This window comes from Metapseudomonas cellulosilytica (assembly GCF_049334135.1).
Taxonomy (GTDB): Bacteria; Pseudomonadota; Gammaproteobacteria; order Pseudomonadales; family Pseudomonadaceae; genus Metapseudomonas.
The window spans coordinates 398,085-421,140 of the sequence record NZ_JBHZGN010000001.1; the positions used below are offsets into that span (position 1 = coordinate 398,085).

22 protein-coding genes are annotated in these 23,056 nt (G+C 66.2%); 15 read left to right on the forward strand and 7 right to left on the reverse strand.

The features are described 5' to 3' along the window. Positions 1-57 precede the first annotated feature (57 nt). The 12 genes from ACFW0H_RS01965 (at position 58) to ACFW0H_RS02020 (ending at position 14,973) form a co-directional block, all read left to right on the forward strand. Positions 58-1,635: a malate:quinone oxidoreductase gene (locus ACFW0H_RS01965; protein ID WP_422912206.1), complete on the forward strand. Its 1,578-nt coding sequence runs from the start codon at positions 58-60 to the stop codon at positions 1,633-1,635. 228 nt (positions 1,636-1,863) lie between these two features. After that, on the forward strand, positions 1,864-3,507 hold the full coding sequence (locus ACFW0H_RS01970) for a phosphoethanolamine transferase (protein WP_422912207.1): 1,644 nt from the start codon (positions 1,864-1,866) through the stop codon (positions 3,505-3,507). A 9-nt stretch (positions 3,508-3,516) separates the two neighbouring features. After that, entirely contained in the window at positions 3,517-4,791 is a 1,275-nt protein-coding gene (locus tag ACFW0H_RS01975; RefSeq protein WP_422912208.1) for a sensor histidine kinase, read from the forward strand. A gap of 82 nt (positions 4,792-4,873) precedes the next feature. Beyond that, positions 4,874-5,569 (forward strand): class I SAM-dependent methyltransferase, encoded by a 696-nt coding sequence (locus ACFW0H_RS01980; protein WP_422912209.1) that lies wholly within the window; start codon positions 4,874-4,876, stop codon positions 5,567-5,569. A 15-nt stretch (positions 5,570-5,584) separates the two neighbouring features. After that, entirely contained in the window at positions 5,585-6,529 is a 945-nt protein-coding gene (locus ACFW0H_RS01985) for an NHL repeat-containing protein (RefSeq protein ID WP_422912210.1), read from the forward strand. Positions 6,530-6,712: 183 nt separating this feature from the next. Next, positions 6,713-8,056 (forward strand): UDP-glucose dehydrogenase family protein, encoded by a 1,344-nt coding sequence (locus tag ACFW0H_RS01990; protein WP_422912211.1) that lies wholly within the window; start codon positions 6,713-6,715, stop codon positions 8,054-8,056. Further along, positions 8,053-9,045, forward strand: coding sequence for an NAD-dependent epimerase (locus ACFW0H_RS01995; RefSeq protein WP_422912212.1), 993 nt, complete (start codon positions 8,053-8,055; stop codon positions 9,043-9,045). The genes ACFW0H_RS01990 and ACFW0H_RS01995 overlap by 4 nt, the downstream gene beginning before the upstream one ends. A gap of 4 nt (positions 9,046-9,049) precedes the next feature. Further along, positions 9,050-9,787: a TVP38/TMEM64 family protein gene (locus ACFW0H_RS02000; protein WP_422912213.1), complete on the forward strand. Its 738-nt coding sequence runs from the start codon at positions 9,050-9,052 to the stop codon at positions 9,785-9,787. A gap of 65 nt (positions 9,788-9,852) precedes the next feature. Beyond that, positions 9,853-11,562, forward strand: a complete 1,710-nt coding sequence (locus ACFW0H_RS02005; RefSeq protein WP_422912214.1) for an ArnT family glycosyltransferase — start codon at positions 9,853-9,855, stop codon at positions 11,560-11,562. Between the two features lie 61 nt (positions 11,563-11,623). Continuing rightward, positions 11,624-12,364, forward strand: coding sequence for a glycosyltransferase family 2 protein (locus ACFW0H_RS02010; RefSeq protein ID WP_422912215.1), 741 nt, complete (start codon positions 11,624-11,626; stop codon positions 12,362-12,364). 44 nt (positions 12,365-12,408) lie between these two features. After that, entirely contained in the window at positions 12,409-13,935 is a 1,527-nt protein-coding gene (locus tag ACFW0H_RS02015) for an ArnT family glycosyltransferase (protein WP_422912216.1), read from the forward strand. 78 nt (positions 13,936-14,013) lie between these two features. Further along, positions 14,014-14,973: an SdiA-regulated domain-containing protein gene (locus ACFW0H_RS02020; protein ID WP_422912217.1), complete on the forward strand. Its 960-nt coding sequence runs from the start codon at positions 14,014-14,016 to the stop codon at positions 14,971-14,973. On the opposite strand, the gene ACFW0H_RS02025 is transcribed toward ACFW0H_RS02020, so the two are convergent. Next, the gene (locus ACFW0H_RS02025) at positions 14,960-15,691 is read right to left on the reverse strand and encodes a phosphatase PAP2 family protein (protein ID WP_422912218.1); all 732 of its coding nucleotides are present in this window, start codon (positions 15,689-15,691) and stop codon (positions 14,960-14,962) included. The two genes, ACFW0H_RS02020 and ACFW0H_RS02025, sit on opposite strands and share 14 nt — an antisense overlap. A gap of 117 nt (positions 15,692-15,808) precedes the next feature. Between ACFW0H_RS02025 and ACFW0H_RS02030 the strand changes: the two genes are divergently transcribed. Both ACFW0H_RS02030 and ACFW0H_RS02035 read left to right on the forward strand, forming a co-directional pair. Further along, entirely contained in the window at positions 15,809-16,492 is a 684-nt protein-coding gene (locus ACFW0H_RS02030; RefSeq protein ID WP_422912219.1) for a response regulator transcription factor, read from the forward strand. Between the two features lie 162 nt (positions 16,493-16,654). Next, complete coding sequence (locus ACFW0H_RS02035) at positions 16,655-17,833, forward strand: MFS transporter (RefSeq protein ID WP_422912220.1); 1,179 nt, start codon at positions 16,655-16,657, stop codon at positions 17,831-17,833. 98 nt (positions 17,834-17,931) lie between these two features. Here the strand turns inward: ACFW0H_RS02035 and ACFW0H_RS02040 are convergent, their stop codons facing one another. The 6 genes from ACFW0H_RS02040 to ACFW0H_RS02065 form a co-directional block, all read right to left on the reverse strand. Beyond that, complete coding sequence (locus ACFW0H_RS02040) at positions 17,932-18,147, reverse strand: DUF3820 family protein (RefSeq protein WP_422912221.1); 216 nt, start codon at positions 18,145-18,147, stop codon at positions 17,932-17,934. A 50-nt stretch (positions 18,148-18,197) separates the two neighbouring features. Next, positions 18,198-18,524 (reverse strand): DUF190 domain-containing protein, encoded by a 327-nt coding sequence (locus ACFW0H_RS02045; protein WP_422912222.1) that lies wholly within the window; start codon positions 18,522-18,524, stop codon positions 18,198-18,200. Positions 18,525-18,652: 128 nt separating this feature from the next. Then, positions 18,653-19,396, reverse strand: a complete 744-nt coding sequence (locus ACFW0H_RS02050) for an SDR family oxidoreductase (protein ID WP_422912223.1) — start codon at positions 19,394-19,396, stop codon at positions 18,653-18,655. A gap of 300 nt (positions 19,397-19,696) precedes the next feature. After that, a complete protein-coding gene (locus tag ACFW0H_RS02055; protein ID WP_422912224.1) occupies positions 19,697-20,893 on the reverse strand; it encodes a CynX/NimT family MFS transporter in 1,197 nt (398 codons plus the stop codon). Further along, entirely contained in the window at positions 20,880-21,341 is a 462-nt protein-coding gene (locus ACFW0H_RS02060) for a nucleoside deaminase (RefSeq protein WP_422912225.1), read from the reverse strand. Before ACFW0H_RS02060 ends, ACFW0H_RS02055 begins: the two co-directional genes overlap by 14 nt. A 16-nt stretch (positions 21,342-21,357) precedes the next feature. Then, complete coding sequence (locus ACFW0H_RS02065; protein ID WP_422912269.1) at positions 21,358-21,993, reverse strand: ankyrin repeat domain-containing protein; 636 nt, start codon at positions 21,991-21,993, stop codon at positions 21,358-21,360. A 131-nt stretch (positions 21,994-22,124) separates the two neighbouring features. Here ACFW0H_RS02065 and ACFW0H_RS02070 point away from each other — a divergent pair, with 131 nt between their 5' ends. Next, entirely contained in the window at positions 22,125-22,967 is an 843-nt protein-coding gene (locus ACFW0H_RS02070; protein WP_422912226.1) for a LysR substrate-binding domain-containing protein, read from the forward strand. Positions 22,968-23,056: the final 89 nt, after the last annotated feature.

Here is a 23,056-nt window from a genome sequence, read left to right on the forward strand (position 1 = left end):
TCGGCACGCTCTTTGCCTACGCCCCGACCTTTTCGAGAAACGCAAAGGGACGGTCCCATGAAAAAACTCCTCCTAGGGCTCCTCTGCCTCATCGTGCTCGGCTGTGCCAAGCATGAAGAGCCGGAGAAGTCGGTCGACGTGCTGCTGATCGGCGCAGGCATCATGAGCGCCAGCCTCGGCACCTATCTCCATGAACTGGAGCCGGACTGGACCATCGACATCTATGAGCGCCTGGACCAGGTCGCCGCGGAAAGCTCCAACCCCTGGAACAACGCCGGCACCGGCCACTCCGCCTTCTGCGAGCTGAACTACACCCCGGAAACCGCCGATGGCGGCATCGATATCAGCAAGGCGGTGGCGATCAACGAATCCTTCGAAATCTCCAAGCAGTTCTGGGCCTACCAGGTCGAGCGCAATGTGCTGAGTAACCCGAAATCCTTCATCAACGGTGTGCCGCACATGAGCTTCGTCTGGGGCGACGACAACATCGCCTTCCTCAAGAAGCGCCATGCCGCCCTGCAGCACAGCTCGCTGTTCAGGGGCATGGAGTACTCCGAGGACCATGAGCAGATCAGCAAGTGGGTCCCGCTGATCATGGAAGGACGCCCGGCCGACCAGAAAGTCGCCGCCACCCGCATGGCCATCGGTACCGACGTGAACTTCGGCGAGATCACCCGCCAATTGATCGGCTCCCTTAGCCAGAGCGACAAGGTCAGGCTGAACCTCAAGCACGAAGTTCGCGACATCCAGCGCAACGATGACGGCACCTGGACCGTTACCGTGGCCGACCTCGGCAATGGCGGCGCGGAAACCAGCGTGAAGGCGAAATTCGTCTTCATCGGCGCCGGCGGTGGCGCCCTCAAGCTGCTGCAGAAGTCCGGCATCCCGGAAGCCGAGGGTTACGCCGGCTTCCCGGTGGGCGGCCAGTTCCTGGTCACCCGCAACCCGGAAGTGGTCGCCCAGCACCAGGCCAAGCTCTACGGCAAGGCATCCGTGGGCTCCCCGCCCATGTCCGTGCCGCACCTGGACACCCGCGTGATCGATGGCCAGAAGGTGCTGCTGTTCGGACCCTTCGCCACCTTCTCCACCAAGTTCCTGAAGAACGGCTCGCTGCTGGACATGTTCAGCGCTCTGACCACCGACAACATCGGCCCGATGACCCATGCCGGCCTGGATAACATGCCGCTCAGCACCTACCTCATGGGCCAGCTGATGTTGAGCCAGGCCGACCGCATGCACGAGCTGCGCGAGTACTTCCCGCAAGCCAAGGACGAGGACTGGGAGCTGCTGACCGCCGGCCAGCGCGTGCAGGTGATCAAGAAGGACGCCGACAAGGGCGGCATCCTGCAGTTCGGCACCGAGGTCGTCAGTTCCGCCGACGGCAGCATCGCCGCCCTGCTCGGCGCCTCGCCGGGTGCCTCCACCGCCGCGCCGATCATGCTCAGCGTCCTGGAGAAGACCTTCAAGGACAAGGTCCAGACCCCCGAGTGGCAAGCCAGGCTGAAGGAAATCATCCCCTCCTACGGCCGCAAGCTGAACAATGACCTGGAGCTGACCAACCAGGTCCGTGCCTGGAGCAGCGAGCGCCTGCAGCTGGAGTACGTGCCGGTGCTGCCGGAAGTGGCCGCCCCGTAGGGTGGACAGCGCTCTTCTGTCCACCAGACGGAATTGAACCGGGCCACCGAAAGGTGGAAATCGCTTCGCGATTTCCACCCTCCGACCAATGCCATCGCCGCCCCGACATCCCCTTCACAAACCCAACAATTTCCCGAGGTTTTTTTCACGAAAGTTTGATACGGGCGTTCCTATTCTCGGCGCCCTATCCTTGATGGATAGGTACTCCAATTGGGAGCCGCCTGGTTCATGTTCAAACGCATCTCGGTTCGTCCTGAAAGCCTCACCCTCCTGACCAGCCTGCTGCTGCTCTCGCTGTACAACGTCCCGCTCTGGCAACACCTCTCCTCCATAGTCCCGGCGGATGCCGGCGGCCTGGGCATGCGCCTGGCCTTCGGCCTGATGGTGCTGGCCGTCTTCAACTTCGCCCTGGTGCTGGTGTCGTTCCGCTGGGTCTTCAAGCCGGTCCTGATCCTGCTGTTCCTGGCCAGCTCCGGTGTCGCCTACTTCATGAGCCAGTATGGCGTGCTCATCGACGCCAATATGCTGCGCAACGTCGCCGAAACCGACGTCAACGAGGTGCGTGACCTGCTTTCCGTAAAGCTGCTGCTATTCGTTCTGCTGCTGGGCGTGCTGCCCAGCTGGCTGCTGTGGAAGCTGCCGGTGCGCCACCAGCCGCTGCGCCGTGAACTGCTCGGCAAACTCGTGCTCGCCATCGCTTCGGTGGCGGTGCTCGGCGGGGTCGCCCTGGCCAATTACCAGGGCCTGGCGTCACTGTTCCGCAACCATCATGAGCTGCGTCTGCTGGTGGTGCCCAGCAACTACCTGAACGCCTCCTATGGCTATATGCGCGAACAACTGGCGGTCGCCAAGACGCCGCTGCGGCAGATCGGCCTCGACGCCCGGAAGGCCCCGGCCTGGCAGGACCACCAGCGCAAGTCGCTGACCGTGCTGGTGATCGGCGAAAGTGCGCGGGCGGAAAACTTCGGCATCCTCGGCTACCCGCGCGATACCACGCCCCGGCTCAAGGCCCAGCAAGGCGTCGTCGCCTTCAGCAATGTGCGCTCCTGCGGCACCGAAACCGCCGTGTCCGTGCCCTGCATGTTCTCCAACATGGGCCGCGCCGACTACGACGCCGCACGGGCCCGCAGCCAGGAGGGCCTGCTGGATGTGATTGAACATGCCGGCCTCTCGGTCGACTGGCGCGACAACCAGTCCGGCTGCAAGGGCACGTGCGACCGGGTTGCCCAGGAAGACCTCAGTCACCGCAAGGACCCCGTGCTGTGCAGCGGCGGCGAGTGCCACGATGAAATCCTGCTGAAAGACCTGCAGGCCTACATCGACCAGCTCAAGGACGACTCCGTGCTGGTCCTGCACCAGATGGGCAGCCACGGCCCCGATTACGCCAAGCGCTACCCCAAGCGCTTCGAGAAGTTCTCCCCGGTGTGCAACAGCAACGCGCTGAACGACTGCAGCCAGGAAAGCATCGTCAACGCCTACGACAACACCCTGATCTACACCGACTACGTGCTCTCGAACCTGATCGACCTGCTGCGCAAGAACCAGGACAAGGTCGACACGGCCATGGTCTACATTGCCGACCACGGCGAGTCCCTCGGCGAATACAACCTCTTCCTCCACGGCACGCCCTACCTGCTCGCCCCTGACCAGCAGAAGCACGTGGCCATGCTCGGCTGGTTCTCCGACAGCTACCGGCAGGATTTCGCCCTCGACACCGGCTGCCTGGCACGGGAGCGCGACAAGCCGCTCAGCCAGGACAACTTCTTCCACTCGGTGCTGGGTCTGCTGCAACTGCAGACCGACGAATACAAGCCCGGCCTGGACATGTTCGCCTCCTGCCGCGCCATCGGCTCGGCAGTGGCCAGACGCTAGGTCGGCCCCATGCCTAACAAGCAGCCGCTGGAGCGGCGGATCATCTTCGCCTTCGTGCTGATGACCCTGATCGTCAGCGGCACCTTTTCCTTGGGAATAGTCGCTATCGTGCACTTCATTGAAGAGCACCTGGTGTCCGAGGAGTTGGGCCGGGAACTGGACTTCGCGATCAATGAAGAGCTCAAGCTCGAGCAGGCGACGCAGATCGACGCCAATACCCGCTTTTTCAGCTCCCACACTGGCCAGATGGCCGTACCGCCCCGCTTCAGCGGCCTGCCGGAAGGCTTTTCGGAAGTGCTGGACGGCGACGAGGCCTACTACGTGTTCAAGCGCAGCCACGACGGCCATGAAGACGTGCTGGTGGAAGAGCAGCATGAATTCGAGGCCCGCGAGCGGGCGCTGTTCGACGTTGTCCTGGCGGGTTTCCTGCTCAGCGTGTTCGGCGCCTGGGGCCTGGGACGCCTGCTGGCACGCCGGGTGATGGCGCCGGTGCGACGCCTGGCGCAGCAGGTCCGCCATCGCGACCAACTGCTGCCCATGGCGCCCCGGTTGGCGCCCGACTACCCGGACGACGAAGTGGGACGCCTGGCCGCGGCCTTCGATGAAACCCTGGGCCAGCTGCGCCATTCGCTGGAGCGTGAGCGGCTGTTCACCAGCGATGTCAGCCACGAGCTACGCACGCCGCTGATGGTGATCGCCACCTCCTGCGAACTGCTGCTCGGCGCTCCCCATCTGACCGCCGGCGAACGCGCCCAGGTGGTCCGTATTGCCCGCGCCAGCGCCGACATGCACGACCTGGTGCAGACCTTCCTGCGCCTGGCTCGGGCCGGCCAGGAGGACGGAGGCATCGCCGAAAAGGTCACCCTGGCCGGCCTCGCCGCCGAGCAGTATCGCCAGTGGGCACCGCAGTTCCAGGCCAAGGGCCTGGCCTTCGACCTCATCGACGACGGCGCCGGCGCCGACCGCTACGAGGCCGCGCAACTGCGTACGGTGATGTCCAACCTGCTGCGCAATGCCCTGCACTACACCGAGCAGGGTGCGGTCCGGCTGATCCTGGGAGCGGACGGCTTCCGGGTGGAAGATAGCGGCCAGGGCATCCCGGACGATGAACAGGAGCGCATCTTCCAGAGCTTCGTGCGCGGCCAGCAAGCCCGTGGCGAAGGCCTGGGCCTGGGGCTTTCCCTGGTCAAGCGAGTCTGCCAGCAGCAGGGCTGGACGGTGCGGGTAGACTCCAGTCCGGCTTCGGGAAGCTGCTTTTCGGTGACCCTTGGCAACGGCAGATGACATTTTTTTCACGGGCTTTTGACCTCGCCAATACAGCCCGCCACCTAGATTGACCCACTTCCCAAATGGAGTCGGTGCACACATGCCACAACCTCGGCCGAAGCCTTTCGAGCTGGACAGCTCAGGTGCCCACGACCGCGAACGCTGCGCGCCCCAGCCGAACCAGAGCGGCGCGGGGTTGGCCAGCCGGCTATCCGCCTGGCGCGAAGAGCGCGTGGCGCGCCATGCCTTGCGTATCGCTGGCGAGCCCAACCTGGTGCTCGACCTGCCATGCGGCAATGGTCGCTACTGGCCGATGTTGACGCGTCACCCCAACCGTCTGGTGCTGGCCGCGGACGACCCGGCGGACTCCCTGGCCCGGCCCCGCTCCACGCAAGGCGTGGAAATTGCCGAGCGCATTTGTGTGCTGCGCACCCCCTCCTTCTCCATCGATCTCGGCGCAAACGCCGTGGATGCCATATTCTGCATGCGTTTCCTGCATCGGCTCGAAGGCGCCGAACGGCGCCTGGAAGTGCTGCGGGAGTTCCACCGGGTTACCCGCGACACCCTGATCGTGTCACTCTGGGTGGACGGCAACTACCAGGCCTGGCGCCGCAAGCGCCTGGAACGCCATCGGGAATCGAGCGGCCCCGCGGGCCGCCGGCCCGGACGCTTCGTGGTGCCGCGAGGACAGATCGAAAAGGAGTTCCGCAGTGTCGGCTTCAACATCCTCTCCCACCTGGACCTGCTGCCGGGCGTCGCCATGTGGCGGGTCTACGTCCTGCGCAAGGCGTCCTGAGCGAAGGAACTACCCATGCCCGCAGAAATCGCCCCACTTCCGCGTCGCCAGGCACCTGCCGGCAAGGGGCCCCGTCCCCGCCCGCAATTGCTGACGCTGCTGCTCGACCGGCGCGCCGCTCGCTGGTTGCTGGTGGCCTTCGCGCTTGCCCTGCTCGCCGGGGCCGCCGTGCCGGCCTGGCGCCACCTCTATCCGGCCACTGCCGCGCCTGGCTGGAGCTACCGGGTGCTGCTCGATTCCATCGAGCGGGTCAGCGCCTTGCTTCCCGACGACCAGGGCGGGCTCTACGTCAGCCAGGAAATTCAGGATGGCAAGGGCCGCATCCTGCGCATCGGACCCGGCGACGACCGCCGCGCGGTGGAGACGGGCCTGTCCAAGCCCGACGGAATGGCGCCCTTCCGTGGCGGGGTCGCCTTCAGCCAGGAACAGGGCGAGCACCCTGTCTACTGGATGAACAGCCAGGGCACCCGCCAGTTGTTCTCCGCCAACAGCGTCGAAGGCCTGGCCTCCGACGGCCACTTCCTCTACGCCATAGAAGACCTCCACGGCGACGGGCGCCTGCTGCGCTACGACCCGGAAACAGACAGCGTCACTACCCTGCGCAGCGGCCTGGACGAAGCCGAGGCGGTTGCCTCCTGCCCGGATGGCCGGCTGTTCTACAGCGAAAAGAAACTTGGCCATGTCCGCGAACTGCGACCTGACGGCCACGACCCCGTGGTCCTCGACGGCCTGAATCAGCCCGGATTCCTGCTGTGCAACAAAGAAGGCCTGTGGATCACCGAAGATGCCACTCACACAGCGCGCGTATTGCTGCTGGATGCCCGGGGCGAGCTGAATGTCGTGCTTTCCCACCTGCGCTCGCCGCAAACCATAGTCGAGACCGCCCCGGGCCAATACCTGGTCGCCGAACAGGGGCGTAATCGCGTGCTGGAACTGAAACGGGAAAGTACCCGTCGCTGAAAGCGTCGACGAGGACGAGCGGCAAACGACGCCCGCTCGGAAAAAAAAGTTTCCACACAATTTTCACAATTGTTTCGTTAGGTTAGCTTATGCGCCCGATAGCCAGGCCGGTCGGGAGGGACCGGGCCCGATCACCCTATCGGGTAGCGGGCTAGCCTAAGGAAAAGAACAAACAGGCACTCAATGAAGATCACCATATTCGGGACCGGCTACGTCGGTCTGACCCAGGCGGCATGCCTGGCGGAAGTCGGCCACTCAGTTTGTTGCGTGGACATCGACGAGCGACGGATTGCCCAGCTCAACGCAGGCAACTCCCCCATTTACGAACCCGGCCTTGACGCCCTGCTTCAAGGCAACCTCGCCGCCGGACGCCTGCGCTTCACCACGAGCGCCGCCGAAGGCGTCGATTTCGCCAGGGTCATCTTCATTGCCGTAGGCACGCCGCCCGATGAAGACGGCAGCGCGGACATGAAGTACGTGTTCCAGGTGGCCGAAACCATCGCCGAGCATGCCACCGAGCCCAAGGTGGTGATCAACAAGTCCACATCCCCGGTCGGCACCGCCCAGCGCGTCAGGGCGCGCCTGCACGACGTGTTGGCACGCCAGGGCCGCACGCTCGACATGCAGGTGGTGTCCAACCCCGAGTTCCTCAAGGAAGGTTCTGCGGTCGAGGACTGCATGCGCCCCGAGCGCATCATCGTCGGACTGGACGGCGACTGCGACGTGGACCTGTTCCGCGAGCTCTACAAGCCCTTCAGCCGCAATCACGAGAAGCTGATCATCATGGACAGCCGCAGCGCCGAGCTGACCAAGTACGCGGCCAACAGCATGCTCGCCACGAAGATTTCCTTCATCAACGAGATGGCCAACCTGGCCGAGCGGCTGGGTGCCGATATCGAGATGGTGCGCAAGGGCATCGGCTCCGACTCGCGCATCGGCTACGACTTCATCTACGCCGGCTGCGGCTACGGCGGTTCCTGCTTCCCGAAGGACATCCAGGCACTGCAGCGCTCCGCAGCGGAGGTGGGGTATCACCCGCAACTGCTGGAAGCAGTGGAGGCGGTCAACCACCGCCAGAAGCACAAGGTCTTCGAGAAGATCAACCGCCATTACAACGGCGACCTCAGCGGCAAGACCTTCGCCCTCTGGGGCCTGTCCTTCAAGCCCAACACCGATGACATGCGCGAAGCGCCCAGCCGTGTACTGCTGGAATCCCTCTGGGCCGCCGGCGCGCAGGTCCGCGCCTTCGACCCCGAGGCCATGGCGGAGGCCCGGCGCATCTACGGCGAGCGCGGCGACCTGCACCTCGCCGATTCCAAGGAGGCGGCCCTGGACGACGCCCACGCCCTGGTCATCCTGACCGAGTGGCTGAACTTCCGCGTCGCCGACTTCGGCCTGATCCGCCAGCGCCTGGGCGACAAGGTGGTCTTCGACGGCCGCAATATCTTCGAGCCAGCGCACCTGGAGCGCGAAGGCCTGGCCTACTACCCGATCGGCCGCGCCGCCGTAGGGCTGGACCAGCCATGAAATTCCTGGTCACCGGCGCTGCCGGCTTCATCGGCTTCCACACCGCCATGCGCCTGTGCCAGGCCGGGCACCAGGTGGTGGGTGTCGATAACCTGAACGACTACTACAGCGTCGACCTCAAGCTCGCCCGCCTGGAACGGCTGCACGCAACCCCCGGTTTCTCCTTCCAGAAGCTGGATATCGCCGACCGCGAAGCCATGCAGGCGCTGTTCCGCGAGCAGCATTTCGAGCGTGTCATCCACCTCGCGGCGCAGGCCGGCGTGCGCTACTCGCTGGACAACCCCCACGTCTATGCCGATTCCAACCTGACCGGCTTCGTCAATGTGCTGGAGGGCTGCCGCCAGAACCACGTCGGCCACCTGGTCTACGCCTCCAGCAGCTCGGTGTATGGCATGAACGCCAAGGTGCCCTTCGCCATCGAGGACGCCGTCGACAACCCCATCTCGCTCTACGCCGCCACCAAGCGCGCCAACGAGCTGATGGCCCACACCTACGCCCATCTCTATCGGCTCCCCACCACCGGACTGCGTTTCTTCACCGTGTACGGCCCCTGGGGGCGCCCGGACATGGCGCCGTTCAAGTTCACCAAGGCGATTCTCGAAGGCCAGCCGATCGACATCTACAACGGTGGCGACATGTCGCGGGACTTCACCTACATCGACGATGTCGTCGAAGGCATCGTCCGCATCCAGGACTGCCCGCCACCCTACGCCGACGAGCCGGAACAGGCCCGCGAGGGCGCCACCGACCGTCTGTTCAACATCGGCCTGGGCTCGCCGGTTCGGCTCCTCGACTTCGTCGGCTGCATCGAATCGGCCACCGGCGTGCAGGCCATCAAGCATATGAAGCCCATGCAACCGGGCGACGTCCCGCAGACCTGGGCCGATGTCAGCGCCTTGGCCCAGCGGACCGGCTTCCGCCCGACAACACCGCTGCAGGAAGGCGTCGCCCGCTTCGTCGACTGGTACCGCGCGTTCTACGGAGTCTGAGGTGATGGGACATGAACCGGGCCAGCCGCGACAGGGCGCAGCCATGATGAACCCACGGGTGATGCTCAAGGGCCTGGGGCTGATTCTCAGCCTGGCGCTGATCGGTTACCTGTTCGACAGCAGCGACCTGGGCAACGCCATCAACGAGACCTGGATCGACGCCCACATCCGTGGCCACGGCCTCGAAGGCACCCTGCTGTTCCTCGCCATGGGCGCGCTGTTCACGGCGGTCGGCCTGCCCCGGCAGATCATCGCGTTTCTCGCCGGCTACGCCTTCGGCCTGCTCCCCGGCACCCTGCTCGGCACCCTGGCAGCGCTTTTCGGCTGCCTGGTCACCTTCCTCTATGCCCGGCTGTTCGGCAGAAGCCTGCTTCGCAACCGACTGGGCAAGCGTGCCGCGCGCTTCGACCGTTTCATCCACGAACATCCCTTCTCGATGACGCTGCTGATCCGCATGTTGCCGGTCGGCAGCAATGTGCTGACCAACCTCGCCGCCGGCATCTCCAGTGCACGCCTGGCGCCGTTCCTGGCCGCCAGCTTCATCGGCTTCCTGCCACAGACCCTGGTGTTCGCCCTGGTGGGCAGTGGCATCAATGTCGCGCCAATGCTGCGGATCGCCACTGCGTCGGTGCTGTTCCTGGTGTCCGGAATGCTCGGTGCCTACCTGTATCACCGCCACCGCCATGGCCTGAGCATCGACGACAGGGTCGACTCGGCGCTGGGCGAGACAGGGCAATCGTGATACGGAACACACACGCACTGTCGCTCGATCGCCAGCGGTTGCTCCTTGCCCTCGGCCTGCTGGGCATGTTGACCCTGGTCGGCTTGCATACGCGACCGCTGACGCCCATCGACGAGACGCGCTACATCAGCGTTGCCTGGGAAATGTGGTTGCGCGGCGAGTATCTGTTGCCGATCAAGAATGGCCTGCCATACAGCGACAAGCCGCCGCTTCTGATGTGGCTGTACCAGGCCGGCTGGGCCATCTTCGGCGTCAACGAATGGTGGCCGCGCCTGGTCTCCCCGCTGTTCTCCTGCGCCAGCCTGCTGCTGACCTTTGCCCTGGGTCGCCGCTTATGGCCGCAGCGGCTCGGACTGCCAGGGGCAGCGACCCTGATCCTGACCAGTTGCCTGCTGTGGATCCTGTTTTCAACCTCGGCGATGTTCGACGTGATGCTGGCCTGCCTCGCGCTGCTCGCCATCTTCGGCATAGTGCTCGCGGCCGGCGGCGACGCCAGGCGCGGCTTCATGCTGTTCGGCGTCGCGCTTGGCCTCGGCCTGCTGGCCAAAGGGCCGGTGATCCTGCTGCACAGCATCCCGGTTGCGCTGCTCGCACCCTGGTGGCGCCCTGGCCTGGCCGCCCGACGCTGGTATGCGGGGCTGGCCATCGCCACCCTGGCCGGCGTGGCGATCGCACTGGCCTGGGCCATCGCCGCGGGCCTCGGCGGCGGTGAAGAGTATCGCCGCGACATCTTCTGGCAACAGACCGCCGAGCGCATGGTCCACTCCTTTGCCCACCGGCGTCCGCTCTGGTGGTACCTGCCGCTGGTACCGCTGGTCCTGTTCCCCTGGTTGTTCTGGCCGGCATTCTGGCGCGGCGCCAGAGGGCTGTTCCGTGATGGCCCGGACCCGGCCTCGCGTTTCTGCCTGGCCTGGATGGTGCCGGTCTTCATTGGTTTCTCGCTGATCAGCGGCAAGCAGGTCCATTACCTGATACCGCTGTTCCCCGCTTTCGCGCTGTTTGCTGCGCGCGCCATCGACGACAGGACGGAGGGCATCGCCTGGATTCCCCTGGTGGCCATTGCCGCCGGTGCGGCCCTGGTGGCGCTCGGCCTCGACTGGATCCGGCTGCCGAAAGGCGGTCTGGCGGCGCCGCCCGGGCTTTGGTCGGCATTCGCGCTGATCCTTCTCGGCCCCGCCACCTGGGCGCTCGCGAGCCGAACACGCGCGCTGACAGCGCTCGCCCTGTTCGGCTCGAGCCTCGCGGCGCTGCTGCAATCGTCACTATCGGCCGCCATCCGGGCCGACTATGACGTGACCCCGCTGGCCACCGCGATTCACCAGGCACAGGCTGCCGGCCGGATCGTGGCCAACGGCGCCCAGTACCACGACCAGTTCCACTTCGCCGGGCGCCTCCAGGAATCGTTGGCGGAGATCGAAAGCAAGGAGGGTCTGGTGGCCTGGCTACGGGCGCACCCGAACGACAGCGCCGTGATCTACCTCAAGAACCCATCCGAACTCGATGGATTGCCGACCCGGGCTGTCCAGCACTATCGCGGAAGCGTGGCCGCGCTGCTCGACGCGCCCACGGCCCTCGCCCTGCTGGTACCGGAAGAACGCCAGACAACAGCAGGCAAGACAGGCGTCGCGGTTGTCCAGCAACCGTCGGCCACCCGTAACCCTGTCAGTGCGGCAACCGAGCCGCACACGCCGCAGTCGCCAGGAACTAGCGACAACGCCACAATGGATCATCCGCAGGACGCCCGCTCGCCGGCGCCCCCGGCCGACGCCACTTGAGCCCGCGGACACCGCAATGGCTCGGATGATTCGAATGACCACATCAAGCAATGGACCCAGAATGTCGAACAGGCCCTACCTCTCAGTACTGATCCCGGCCAAGAACGAAGCCGAGAACCTGCCCACCCTGCTGGAAGAGATTCGCCAGGCGCTTTCCGGCGAGTCGTTCGAGGTGATAGTGGTCGACGACGGCAGCACCGATAACACCGCCGCGCACCTGCTCGCCCTCAAGCGTGGTGGCTACTCGCAGCTGCGCATCCTCAGCCACGACCGCTCGCTGGGTCAGAGCACCTCGATCTACCACGCCGCCCAGGCCGCCGAAGGCACCTGGCTGGCCACGCTGGATGGCGACGGGCAGAACGATCCGGCGGACATTCCTGGCATGCTGGCCATCGTTCGCGCGCCGGAAGCGCCGATCAACCTCAAGCTGATCGCCGGCCACCGGGTAAACCGCCGCGACACAGCCAGCAAGCGCTGGGCATCGCGCTTCGCCAACCGGCTGCGCGGTCGCCTGCTCAAGGACAACACCCCGGACACCGGTTGCGGCCTCAAGCTCATCGAGCGCGACGCTTTCCTCCGCCTGCCCTACTTCGACCACATGCACCGCTTCATTCCGGCGCTGATCCAGCGTCACCAGGGCGGCATGCTGGTGCACCCGGTGAACCACCGTCCACGCAGCGCCGGCGTGTCCAAGTACGGCAACCTGGATCGCGCGCTGGTGGGCATCCTCGACCTGTTCGGTGTCTGGTGGCTGATCCGCCGCACCCGCTTCAACGCCAGCCCCCGAGAGCTGGAGGATTGAGCATGGGCCGAATCTCGCCAGTCGCAGGCAGGAGTGCCGAGCGCATGCGCCTGATCACGTCCCAGCGCACCTCGCTGCTGCTCCTGCTGCTGCTCGCCGCAGCGATGATCAGCGCCGGTCTCGGTATGCGCCATCCGTCCAACGTGGACGAGGAACGCTTCCTCGGCGTGGCCCTGGAAATGCTCCAGGGTGGCGATTGGCTGATTCCCCATCGCGCTGGCGAGATCTACCCGGACAAGCCGCCGCTGTTCATGTGGGCCATCGCCCTGCTGACCCGGATCGGCATCGCCCCGACCATCGCCCTGTTCCTGCCGGCGCTGCTGGCCGGCGTGGTGGCCACCGCCTGCCTGCACGACCTCGGCTCGCGCCTGTGGAACCGCCGCGTGGGCATGATCGCCGGCCTGCTGTTCCTCGCCACCTACCAGACCTACAGCATCCAGCGCGCCGGGCAGATCGATGGTTTCCTCCTGCTCTGGATCTCCCTGGGGCTCTACGGCATGGTCCGCCACCTGCTGCTCGGCCCGGCCTGGGGATGGTTCTACCTGGCCTGTGCGGCCATGGGCTTCGGCATCATCAGCAAGGGCGTGGGCTTCCTTCCGGCGCTGATGCTCATCCCCTACGCCTATGCCGTCCGCCGTGGCTGGAGCGGCGTGGCGCGAATGCCCGGCGCGGGCCGCGCCTGGGCGCTCGGCCTGCTGGTGGCCCTGGCGGCCATCGCCACCTGGTTGCTGCCGCTGGTGATCAAGGTGGCGCTGTACGGCGACGAAGCCAGCCGCGCCTACCTCAACGAGATCCTCCTGAAGCAGACCGCCAAGCGCTATGCCGCTGCCTGGCATCACCGGGAACCGTTCTGGTTCTTCTTCACCAATGTGATTCCCAAGAACTGGCTGCCCCTGGTGCTGGCCCTGCCCTGGATGGTGCCGGCCTGGCGCCGCCAGCTGGCCAAGCAGGATGGCCGCTACCTGGTGCTGCTCGGCTGGGTAGTCCTGGTGCTGATCTTCTTCAGCCTCAGCAGCGGCAAGCGCAAGCTCTACATCTTCCCGGCCGTTCCCGCCCTGGTTCTGATCATGGCGCCCCTGGTGCCCTGGCTGCTGCGCCGCTGGTTCGCCCAGCGTCCACGCGGCAGGAAGATCTTCATCGGACTCGCCCTGTTCTGGTTCTTCGTCTGGTTCGCCCGAGGCTTCGTCGAACCCGTCAAGGAAGGCGTCAATCCACGCCAGACCTTGATGCAAGAGGTGGCCGATGCCACCGGCGGCGGTGAACTGGTGCTGACCAACTGGCGCGAAGGGCATTGGCTGTTCGCCCGCCAACCCCTGGTGCACTTCGGCGTGGATGCGCCGAACCAGGTCGACAAGGCCGTCGAATGGCTGCGCGGCCATCCCGGCAGCCATGCGCTGATCCAGGCCGCCGAGATGCCGCGCTGCTTCAAGCCGGACAAGGCGGATCGCGTCGGCGATGGCGACGACGAAGACTGGTACCTGGTGCAGGCCGACGCCGACAACGGCCAGTGCCACGACCCGACCGCCAACCCACAACCCTATCGCTTCGCCTGGAAGCAACCGCTCGACTGATGGACCCTGAACGGACTCCGGCCCCTCTCCTGGAGGGGCTCGCGGCCGGCGCTCGCCCGTATGACTGGAAGAACACCCATGAACAGTGCAGTTGAACACAACAAATACAACATCAAGCCAAGGCACAAACTGCGCACGCTCGGCCTCTTTGGCTTCGGCCTGACCGCCCTGGCGCTGGTTGGCGTGGCATCCGCCAACTTCCATTGGCATGAGCGGGCCTGGTTCTACGTCACCAGCAGCCTCAACGCCGATCAGTGGAAGAGCCGCAGCGTCTGGCTGCCGGACTATCGCGTGGACGTCGAGGCTCGGCCCGTCGCCGGAATCGACGATGACCTGTCGGCCATCGACTTCGCCCCGGACCGCAAGCGCCTGCTGGCAGTGACCAACGCCCCGCCGATCAAGCTGGTGGAAATGGACCGCGACGGCACCATCACCGCGCAGTACCCGATGAATGGTTTCGAGGATGTGGAAGGCCTGGCCTACATGGGTGACGGCCTGGTGGTGGTCACCGATGAAACCCAGCAGCAGCTGGTGTTCTTCCGCATGCCCGAACAGCCGGGACAGGCCATCGACAAGCAGGACAGCCAGACCCTGGCCCTTCCCCTCAAGTCCAGCGCCCACAACAAGGGCTTCGAAGGCGTGGCCTACGATCCCGCCCACGACCGCATCTTCGTCGCCAAGGAGCGCGACCCGCGCCAGCTCTACGCGATATCGGGCGTCAAGGCGAGCCTCGGCGGCAAGCTGCAGCTCAAGGTGGAAGACCTCAGCGACTGGATCGAGCGAAGCGTCTTCGCCACGGACATTTCCGACCTGCACTTCGACGCCAGAACCGGGCACCTGCTGGTGCTCAGCCATGAGTCCAGGCTGGTGATCGAACTGGGCGAGAACGGCGAGATGGTCAGCTTCCGCACCCTGCTCGGGCACTTCAGCGACCTGAAGAAGAGTGCGGGCCAGGCCGAAGGCCTGACCCTGGATGACGAAGGCACCCTGTATGTCGTGAGCGAACCGAACCTGTTCTACCGCTTCAGGAAGAACTGACCTCCAGCGTCTCGCCCAAGGTAACGGTCGACTCCGCCGGCGCCCGGCGATAGAGCAACAGACGGTAGCAGACCAGGCAGATCATCCAGTCGAACAGCAGGGTCCAGAGGTTGTGAGAGAGGAAATGCGCACCCTGCATCATGCGGCCGACGGAGAACACGCTACCTAGCACCAGGGCACCCACCAGGGCCGCCCTGGCCAGGCGCGGACGACGATCACGCAGGGCGAAGAACAGCGCCAGCAGGGAGAAGCCGGCCGAGGCGTGACCGCCGGGCCAGCAGCGGCCGGGTTTATCGACATAGGGGTGGTGGCCCAGCAACGGCGCGTAGGGTTCCACCCCGCCGAACTCGGTCAGGCTCCAGGGGCACTGCACGGCGGTGACCGCCTTCAGCGGCGTGACGATGGCGGTGGACAGCCCCAGGGCCAGCACCAGATAGCCCAGCGGTCGGCGCCATTGACGCAGTCGCTTGGCCAGCAGACTGGCGGCGAAGCCCGCCACCGCCAGCAGGCCGAGGAGGATCACGACTTGCTTGGCGCGGTCGTGCAGCACGTCTTCCAGGAAGAAGCTATGTCGGCCGATGAAGCCGGTTTGCGAATCGTAGAACAGGTGGGCCAGGGCGAAGTCCAGCCGGGGAGTATCCACCAGCAGCAGGAGGGCCATGGCCGCCAGCGGCAGACCACTCCAGAGCAGGAAGTTGAAGGGACGGGAAGGCGGCATCCAGAGGTCCTTTTACAGTGGGGGCACCGGCAGTCTGCCAGGCGGCGCGTGAGCAACTGGTAAAGGACTTGTGAAAAAACCATCAACGGCGCCTGGCCGCCGGACAGGGGGCAAGCTGTGCGCGTACTGATCATCGAAGACAACCGCGACATCCTCGCCAACGTGCTGGACTATCTCCAGCTCAAGGGTTACGGCGTCGATTGCGCCCAGGACGGCCTCAGTGGCCTGCACCTGGCCACCACGGAGCACTACGACCTCATCGTGCTGGACATCATGCTGCCCGGCATCGACGGCCTGCAGCTGTGCAACCGCCTGCGCCAGGACGCCCGGCGCGATACGCCGATCATCATGCTCACCGCCCGCGACACCCTCGAAGACCGCCTGGCCGGGCTGCGATCCGGCGCCGACGACTACCTGGTCAAGCCCTTCGCCCTTTCCGAGCTGGTGGCGCGCATCGAGGCCGTGGTGCGCCGCAGCCACGGCGGGCGCAAGAGCCGGCTGCAAGTGAGCGACCTCAGCTACGACCTGGATACCCTCCAGGCCGTCCGCTCCGGCCAGCCGCTGAAGCTCAACCCCATCGGCCACAAGCTGCTGACCATCCTGATGCGCAAGAGTCCGGGAGTAGTGCGCCGGGAGGTGCTGGAAGAAGCCCTCTGGGGCGACAACTGCCCGGACAGCGACGCCCTGCGCAGCCACATCCACCAGCTGCGCCAGGTACTGGACAAGCCCTTCGACAAGCCCCTGCTGCACACCATCCACGGCGTCGGCTATCGCTTGGCGGAGCTGGACGAGAAGAGCTGAACATCGCGCACCAGCCTGTAGGGTGGAAATCCCGGTAGCGGATTTCCACCAGGGCCCGGTACAGCGCCCAGGGTGGATAGAAAAGCGCTATCCACCCTACAGGGCGACCGCCAATTTCCGCCTAACCTGAAACCACTCAGGCAGCACCGACAGGACAGGGATATGCCCGCTTCCGCCACCGTTCACCGCATCCCGCGCACAGTCTGGGCCCTGGGTTTCGTCAGCCTGTTCATGGACCTGTCCTCCGAGCTGGTGCACAGCCTGCTGCCGCTGTTCCTGGTCGGCAGCCTCGGCGTGAGCATGGTCGCCGTCGGGCTGATCGAGGGGCTGGCCGAGGCCACGGCACTGATCGTCAGGGTCTTCTCCGGCGCCATCAGCGACTGGCTCGGCAAGCGCAAGGCGCTGCTGTTGTTCGGCTACGGCCTGGCGGCGCTGACCAAGCCGCTGTTCCCCCTTGCCGCCTCCGCCGAACAGGTGCTCGTCGCCCGCCTGCTGGACCGGGTCGGCAAGGGCATCCGCGGTGCGCCACGGGACGCCCTGGTGGCCGATGTCGCCCCGGTGGAAATCCGCGGCGCCTGCTTTGGCCTGCGCCAGGCCATGGACACCGTCGGTGCCTTTCTCGGTCCGCTGCTGGCCATCCTGCTGATGACGCTGCTGGCAGGCGATATCGGCCTGGTGCTCTGGTTCGCCGTGCTGCCGGCCCTGCTATCGGTGGGGCTGATCGTCGTCGGCGTGCAGGAACCCGCCGGCGCCCATCCGCCCCAGCGCCTGCGCTCGCCGATTCGTTTCCGCGCCTGGCGCAGCTTTCCAGCGGCCTACTGGTGGGTGGTGGGCCTGGGGGCGCTGTTCAGCCTGGCCCGTTTCAGCGAGGCCTTCCTGGTGCTGCGCGCGCAGGACGCCGGTTTCTCCACCACCTGGGTACCCCTGGTGATGGTGGTGATGGCGGGCTTCTACATGCTCTCGGCCTACCCTGCCGGCAAATGGTCCGATCGCGTCGGCCCGACCGGGCTCCTGGCCTGTTCCCTGGTGCTGCTGATCGTCGCCGACCTGCTGTTGGCGCGGGCCGATTCTCCCACCCTGCTGCTCGCCGGAGTGGCCTTCTGGGGCCTGCACATGGGGTTCAGCCAGGGCATCCTCGCCGCACTGGTGGCGCAAACCGCCCCAGCCGATCTCAAGGGCACCGCCTTCGGCCTGTTCAACCTGGCCAGCGGCGCCGCCCTGCTGCTCGCCAGCCTGATGGCGGGCTGGCTCTGGCAGAACCTGGGCGCCGCCAGTACCTTCCTCGCCGGAGCGTGCTTCTGTGTGGCGACGCTGGTGCTGCTGGCATTGCGGCGGCGCTGAGAGGATCGCGCCCAACGATTACGCCCGAATGTTGGGTTTCGCTGCGCTCTACGCCAACCTACCTCGGCACCCCACAGGAAAAGCGGATCGCAGCCTGCTCAATGCTTCTTGCGCAACGGCTCCAGCAAGGGTTTCAGCCCGTTGTGGTCGATTTCCTGCATCAGCATCAGCAGCCGCCCGATCTCGCCCTTGGGAAAACCCTCGCGGGCGAACCAGTTGAGGTAATGCCCGGGCAGATCGGCGAGCAGCCGGCCCTTGTACTTGCCGTAGGGCATTTCGCGGGTGACCAGGAGCAGCAGGTCTTCAGGATTCATCGGGCGGCCTTGTGAGCGATCGGACGAGGCGATTGTCGCAGAGCCCGGGCTCAGCCATCCACCGGCGCGCCGAGCAGGCCGAACTCGGCGGGCGCCTTGACGTAGAACAGCGTCACGCCTTCCTCGTCCAGCCGCTTGAGAAAGGCGTCGCACTCGGCTTCGGTGAGGGCCATGAGGATCAGCATCGGCTGATCGGCCATCTCGAAGAAATGGTGGGAGTGAAAATGCTTCGTGTGGCCGAACCCCTCGATACCAGACACCAGGGTGGCGCCGCGCAGGCCCATGTCCATGGCCAGGCCGACTATCCAGTCCGCCAGCATCTTGCCCTGGTGGCGGCGGTTCTGCTGGGTGTAGAGCGTGAGCTGATAACCCTTCATGGTTGCCCCTCCTGTCCTGTTCCAGCATGGCATCGGCAGCGCGACGCCGGACGCTTTGGCGATGGTCGGCGCCGCGCGGGACAAGCCGGGCAGGCTGGACGCGCGTGAAACCCGCTGGGCGTGGCGGCCTAGACGATCCCGCCGTTGACCCTGAGCGTCTGGCCATTGACCCAGGCGCCCTCGGGCCCGACCAGGAAAGCCACCAGGTTGGCGATGTCCTCGGGATTGCCCAGGCGCTCCAGAGGGGCCTGCTTGATCAGGCGCTCGACCAGCTCCGGCGGCTTGCCTTCGAGGAACAGATTGGTGGCCGTGGGCCCCGGCGCCACGCAGTTGACCGAGATGTTTCGTCCGCGCAGCTCACGGGCGAAGATGGCGCTCATGGTTTCCACGGCGGCCTTGGAGGCGGCATAGATGGCATAGCCCGGCAAGGCCATGTTCACCACGCTGCTGGACAGGTTGACGATGCGTCCACCTGAGCGCAGCCGCGTGGCGGCGAGCTTGAGGGTGTTGAAGGTGCCGCGGGTGTTGATGGCGAACAGGCGGTCGTATAGCGCCATATCGGTGGCGGCGAGGGGCACCAGGCCGGGCTGGATGACCCCGGCGTTGTTCACCAGGATATCGACGGCGCCGAACTCCACTTCCGTCTGGTCGAAGAGCACGGCGACCGCCACCGGGTCGCTGACATCGGCGAGCACCGGGTAGGCCCTCCCGCCGGCTCGTCGAATGTCCTCCACCACCTGTTCGGCTGCTTCCGGGCGCGAGGCGTAATTGACCACCACCTGGATTCCCTCGCTGGCCAGGCGCCGCGCGATGGCGGCGCCAATGCCCCGGGAGGCCCCGGTGACAATCGCGGTTCTGGCAGTTTCTGGCATGCGGTTCTCCCGAACAGGCCCTCGGGTCCGCGGCTGGTGCCGCTTGTGGGGCCTTTTCAGTGGTATAGCCGCAGTTGGCGCGGTGTGCGGGACCGGTTATCAGGCGCGATCGCTACCTGGTGGGGCGCAATCATGCGTGATCGGGTTGCAATGCAGCCAAGTAGGGTGGATCACGCTTCATCGATCCACCTTCGGAGGTGGCACGAACTCAGAAGGTGGAAAGAAAAAACGCTTTCCACCCTACATCCGGGAACTTGTTCCTGCGTTCGTTCATTCGCGGAGTGGCCTTTCGGATTCGCCTTACACCAACTCAGGCACCTGCACCTGGTGGGTTGCCGACCTGTAACTGACCGGGCTGAACAGGCGCGTCACCCCCAGCATCAGCACCACGCCCACCAGCAGCACCAGCCAGGCGGCGGTGAAGCCGCCGGTGAGTTCCCGCAGCCAGCCGCTGAGCCAGGGGGAGACAGCATTGATCAGGAACCCCACGCCTTGCACGAAGGCCGCCAACCGGCCGGCCTCGCGGGGGTCGCGGCGATGGTCGAGGGTCAGGATCAGGCTGAGGGCGAAGCAGGCGCCAAGGCCGAAGCCAACCAGCGCCACCCAGAGCGCGGCCGAGCCAAGCGGCGCCCAGATCAGGCCGCAGTAGCCCATCGCCTGGGCCAGCAGGCTCACCGCGAGCAGGGGTCGGCGGTCGGTACTGCGCTGGGCCAGGGCCGGCATGGTCAGCGCCGCCAGTACCTGGAAGATGGTCATGAAGGCCAGCAGCGAACCGCTGTGGGTCGGACTCCAGCCCAGCTGCTGATAGTAAGCCGGCAGCCAGGCCACCATGCTCATGTAGCCGCAGTTCACCAGGCCGAAGTACAGCGCCAGCAGCCAGGCGCGGCGGTTGCGCAGGAAGCTTTCCGCCCGGCCGGCAATCGCCGGCGCGGCGCTCGGCAAAGGGCGTGACAGCCAGAGCGACAGGGCCAGCAACGCCGGCACCAGCCACAGGCCAAGCCCCGCCTGCCAATGCTCGAACCGTTGGGCCAGTAGCGGGCTGAACAGTGCCGCCAGGCCGCCGCCACTCATCAGGGATGCCGAATACACGCCCATGGCGAGGGCCACCTTGCCTTCGAAGCGGCGCTTGATCACCGCCGGGAGCAGGGCCTGGATCAACGCCACCCCGGCGCCACCCAGCAAGGCGGTGGCCAGCAGCGGCCCGGCCTGGCCGCAGAGCAGCCGCGCCAGGCAGGCGCCCGCGATCAGCACAAGACCGAGGCCGATACCCCGCCGCTCGCCCAGTCCACCAAGGCGGCTGCTCAGGAGTGCCACCAGGCCCATGCAGACCACAGGAAGGGTGGTGAGCAGCGCAGCGGTCTGAAAGCCCATGCCGGTGGCATTGCGGATATCCCCCAGCAAGGGGCTGACCGAAGCGAGGATCGGCCGCAGGTTCAACCCCAGGACCACCAGCAACGCCCAGGCGCCAAGCTGTTCGAGTCGATCAGCGCGCCGCATGCAGGGCCTTCCAGCGGGCATAGATCTCGGTCATGACCGCTTGCGGCAGGTGTTGGATGTCCAGCTTCTGGTCCTCCAGCGGCAGGGCCATCTGCTGGTAGACGGCGGCGGTGGACAGGCCGAAGGGCTCGCCCTCGGCATTGGCCGCGGCGAACACCACGCGGCTGACGCCGCACAGGTGCATGGCCGCCAGGCACATGGGGCACGGCTGGCCGCTGGCGTAGATCACACAGCCATCCAGGCGCGGCCCCAGTTGCCGGCTGGCGGCGCGGATGGCCTGGAGTTCGGCGTGGCAGGTCGGGTCCTGGGTCAGGTGGATTTCGTTCACCGCGCGGGCCAGTACCTGGCCGTCGCGCACCAGCAGCGCGCCGAAGGGGCGGCCGCCCTGCTCCACGTTCTGCCGTGCCAGTTCCACGGCCTGTTGCAGATAATTGCGATCTTCAGACATCGGGTTGCTCCATCAATCAGCGGGCGCCGGCGGCACGCAGCTTGGCGGCAATCGCCTGCTGGCCGCGCTGCTCGGCGTGTTGCAAGGGGGTGACGCCGTCCTTGTCGGGCAGGTCGAGGTCGGCATCGGCGGCGATCAGCAGCTCGACGATGCGCTGGTGGGCCGGCCCGCCGTCGCCCAGCAGCACGGCCTCCAGCAGGCAGGTCCAGCCCAGCTTGTTGACGTGGTCGAGGTCGACGCCCGCGGCGATCAGGCTGCGCACCGTCTCCACATGGCCGCGTTCGCAGGCCGGAATCAATGCGGTGCCGCCGTAGCGGTTGGTGCTGCGCAGGTCGGCGCCGTGGGCCAGGGTCAGCTCGAGTATCCGCTGGTGGCCGCTGGCGCCGGCCAGCAGGTAGGCGCTGTCCTGGATACGGTTCTGCAGGTTGACGTCGGCGCCGGCGTCGATCAGGCGGCGCGCCACCTCCACTCGGTTGGCGGCGGTGGCCAACAGCAGCGGCGTATTGCCCTGGTCGTCCCGCACGTCCACTGGCACGCCCTGGGCCAGCATGTGCTCGACCGTGGCGAGATCGCCCTCCCCGGCCGCTTTCAGCAAGCGCTGAGCCGGGTCGCTGGCCAATGCCTGTCCGGCCAGGAGACCGCCAGCAAGCAACAGGCTGGAGAAGAGCAATGCTTTCACGGTTCGCCTCCGCATTCGGTCGAATGGGCGAAATTATGTCCGCCTGGTCAGGTATTCTGAAATTAAATATAACCATGCCTACCAGTGGACCTCGGAATACTCCCATGTTCGATCCCCTCCTCCTGCGCAGCTTCGTGGCGGTGGCCGATTGCGGCAACTTCACCCGCGCTGCCGAACGGCTGCACCTCACCCAGTCCACCGTCAGCCAGCAGTTGCGCCGGCTGGAGGAAAGCCTCGGCTGCCGCCTGCTGGACCGCAGCCAGCGCCAGGTGGTGGCCACGCCAGAAGGGGAACAGCTGTTGGGCTACGCCCGGCGCATCCTCGCCCTGCAGGAGGAAGCGGCCGAGGTACTGCGCCACCAGCCCGGCAGTGGCGTGCTGCGCCTCGGTGTGCCGGAGGACTTCGCCGCCGAGCGGTTGATGCCGGTCCTGGCGGAATTCTCCGCCGCCCACCCCGCCGTACGCCTCGAGGTGACCAGCGGCCTCAGCCCGGAACTGCTGCGCCTGTACCAGGGCGGCGAGTTCGACCTGCTACTGGTCAAGCGCATGGGCGATGGCGGCGACAGCCTGGCCTCATGGCCCGAGCCCCTGGGCTGGGTGGACAGCGCCAGCCGCCCGGCCTTTGGCCGCGAGCCGCTGCCGCTGGTGGTGTTCCCCAGCGGTGGCCTGTACCGCAACGAGATGCTCCATGGCCTGGACGTGCAGGGCCGGCGCTGGCGCATCGCCTATTCCAGCGCCAGCCTGGCCAGCGTGCGCGCGGCGGTGGCGGCGGGCCTCGGCGTCAGCCTGTTGCCGCTACGGGTGCTGGGGCCGGAGCACCGGTTGCTGGGAGAGCAAGAAGGATTGCCGGAGATCCAGGGGTTGCGGTTGGCGCTATATGGGCGGGCGGGATTGGGGAAAGCCGGTGACGAGTTGGTGGGAAGGTTGAAGGCTCTGTGCGGAGCTTGATGAATCGTTGTAGGGGCGAATTCATTCGCCAAGCAGGCCGAAGGTCTGCCCTGTGAACTCCAATTGGGGCAGCTGCGCCGCCCTTGGCG

Excerpts from the sequence above, each read along its gene's own strand:
- ACFW0H_RS02045 (WP_422912222.1), bottom strand. The coding sequence starts at position 18,524 with ATGAAGGGTTATCAGCTCACGCTCTACACCCAGCAGAACCGCCGCCAC.
- ACFW0H_RS02055 (WP_422912224.1), bottom strand. The coding sequence starts at position 20,893 with ATGCGGCGCGCTGATCGACTCGAACAGCTTGGCGCCTGGGCGTTGCTG.
- ACFW0H_RS01970 (WP_422912207.1), top strand. The coding sequence starts at position 1,864 with ATGTTCAAACGCATCTCGGTTCGTCCTGAAAGCCTCACCCTCCTGACC.
- ACFW0H_RS01975 (WP_422912208.1), top strand. The coding sequence starts at position 3,517 with ATGCCTAACAAGCAGCCGCTGGAGCGGCGGATCATCTTCGCCTTCGTG.
- ACFW0H_RS01985 (WP_422912210.1), top strand. The coding sequence starts at position 5,585 with ATGCCCGCAGAAATCGCCCCACTTCCGCGTCGCCAGGCACCTGCCGGC.
- ACFW0H_RS02040 (WP_422912221.1), bottom strand. The coding sequence starts at position 18,147 with ATGAATCCTGAAGACCTGCTGCTCCTGGTCACCCGCGAAATGCCCTAC.
- ACFW0H_RS02015 (WP_422912216.1), top strand. The coding sequence starts at position 12,409 with ATGCGCCTGATCACGTCCCAGCGCACCTCGCTGCTGCTCCTGCTGCTG.
- ACFW0H_RS01980 (WP_422912209.1), top strand. The coding sequence starts at position 4,874 with ATGCCACAACCTCGGCCGAAGCCTTTCGAGCTGGACAGCTCAGGTGCC.
- ACFW0H_RS01965 (WP_422912206.1), top strand. The coding sequence starts at position 58 with ATGAAAAAACTCCTCCTAGGGCTCCTCTGCCTCATCGTGCTCGGCTGT.
- ACFW0H_RS02010 (WP_422912215.1), top strand. The coding sequence starts at position 11,624 with ATGTCGAACAGGCCCTACCTCTCAGTACTGATCCCGGCCAAGAACGAA.
- ACFW0H_RS02025 (WP_422912218.1), bottom strand. The coding sequence starts at position 15,691 with ATGCCGCCTTCCCGTCCCTTCAACTTCCTGCTCTGGAGTGGTCTGCCG.
- ACFW0H_RS02070 (WP_422912226.1), top strand. The coding sequence starts at position 22,125 with ATGTTCGATCCCCTCCTCCTGCGCAGCTTCGTGGCGGTGGCCGATTGC.
- ACFW0H_RS02050 (WP_422912223.1), bottom strand. The coding sequence starts at position 19,396 with ATGCCAGAAACTGCCAGAACCGCGATTGTCACCGGGGCCTCCCGGGGC.
- ACFW0H_RS02035 (WP_422912220.1), top strand. The coding sequence starts at position 16,655 with ATGCCCGCTTCCGCCACCGTTCACCGCATCCCGCGCACAGTCTGGGCC.
- ACFW0H_RS02000 (WP_422912213.1), top strand. The coding sequence starts at position 9,050 with ATGGGACATGAACCGGGCCAGCCGCGACAGGGCGCAGCCATGATGAAC.
- ACFW0H_RS02005 (WP_422912214.1), top strand. The coding sequence starts at position 9,853 with ATGTTGACCCTGGTCGGCTTGCATACGCGACCGCTGACGCCCATCGAC.
- ACFW0H_RS01990 (WP_422912211.1), top strand. The coding sequence starts at position 6,713 with ATGAAGATCACCATATTCGGGACCGGCTACGTCGGTCTGACCCAGGCG.
- ACFW0H_RS02020 (WP_422912217.1), top strand. The coding sequence starts at position 14,014 with ATGAACAGTGCAGTTGAACACAACAAATACAACATCAAGCCAAGGCAC.
- ACFW0H_RS01995 (WP_422912212.1), top strand. The coding sequence starts at position 8,053 with ATGAAATTCCTGGTCACCGGCGCTGCCGGCTTCATCGGCTTCCACACC.
- ACFW0H_RS02060 (WP_422912225.1), bottom strand. The coding sequence starts at position 21,341 with ATGTCTGAAGATCGCAATTATCTGCAACAGGCCGTGGAACTGGCACGG.